The organism is Oleiphilus sp. HI0080 (assembly GCF_001635135.1).
Genome location: NZ_LWFU01001147.1, coordinates 1 through 995, shown reverse-complemented (window position 1 = coordinate 995; position 995 = coordinate 1). Strand labels below are relative to the sequence as shown.

Annotated in this window: 2 protein-coding genes; both read right to left on the bottom strand. The window is 49.3% G+C overall.

Annotation, left to right across the window (positions count from 1 at the left end; translation table 11 throughout):
• Nucleotides 1-792: formate-dependent phosphoribosylglycinamide formyltransferase (gene purT / locus A3751_RS20565; protein WP_068458729.1), on the bottom strand; the 792-nt coding region annotated here is incomplete at its 3' end.
• Between the two features lie 72 nt (nt 793-864).
• Nucleotides 865-984: a DUF1289 domain-containing protein gene (locus A3751_RS20560; RefSeq protein ID WP_082863416.1), complete on the bottom strand. Its 120-nt coding sequence runs from the start codon at nt 982-984 to the stop codon at nt 865-867.
• Between the last annotated feature and the right edge of the window lie 11 nt (nt 985-995).

Sequence of the window (995 nt, the reverse complement as noted above, 5' to 3'; positions counted from 1 at the left end):
GAACAAGCCGTTACCGCCAAGACTGGTCGTCACTTTGTCTGCAATATCCTTGGCACGTTGCAAAGCTAGATCTGACATTGCCTGAGGTTGCCATGACTGTTGATAGTCACCGTCTTTCTGGACGTGTCCGACGGGCGCGCAAAAAGAGGTGTTACCGCCATGGCGCACCGTCAACAAGGTAATCTCGTAGTCGAAGTCGACACTGCCCTCAACAATGACCTTACCCTTACCTGCTCGACCACCGGACTGCGCGTAATCCCATGCAGCCTGAATCTGGCTTGCATCGGTTAAACGGCTCTGCCCTTTACCTGAAGAACTCATAATCGGTTTAACGAAGCACGGAAAGCCAATGCGCTGTACCGCCGCAGAAAAATCGTCAAAGTTATCTGCAAACGCATAGCTTGATGTTGGCAAGCCAAGCTCTTGTGCTGCCAATGAGCGAATGCCTTCACGATTCATTGTGAGGTTTACCGCGCGAGCTGAAGGTACAATTTGGAAACCTTCGTCTTCAAGCTTTAACAACTCCGATGTCGCGATTGCTTCAATCTCGGGAACAATGAAATCCGGCTTTTCGTGTTCGATCACATGACGTAAAGCGCTTGCGTCCAACATATCAACCACATGAGATCTATGGGCTACCTGCATGCCGGGTGCGTTCTCATAACGATCAACCGCAATGACCTCTACGCCAAGACGCTGAAGCTCAATGATCACTTCTTTGCCTAATTCTCCAGCACCACAAAAAAGCACCTTTGTTGCGTTTTCCGTCAACGCCGTTCCGAGTGTTGTCATTATTCCGTCCTGTTATCCAGCCTCATAAAAATAAGGCCAGAGTATGGAATACCCCGGCCTTTCTCTTTGTTCTTAAATATACGCACTTTTTTCGCGCTCGCGCACCTTGACCATAATCTCCGCTTTTTCAGCTTCAGATTTAGCCCCCCAACCGGCTATTTCTTGGCCGCTTCTGTGGCAACCAACGCAAATATCGGAGTCAT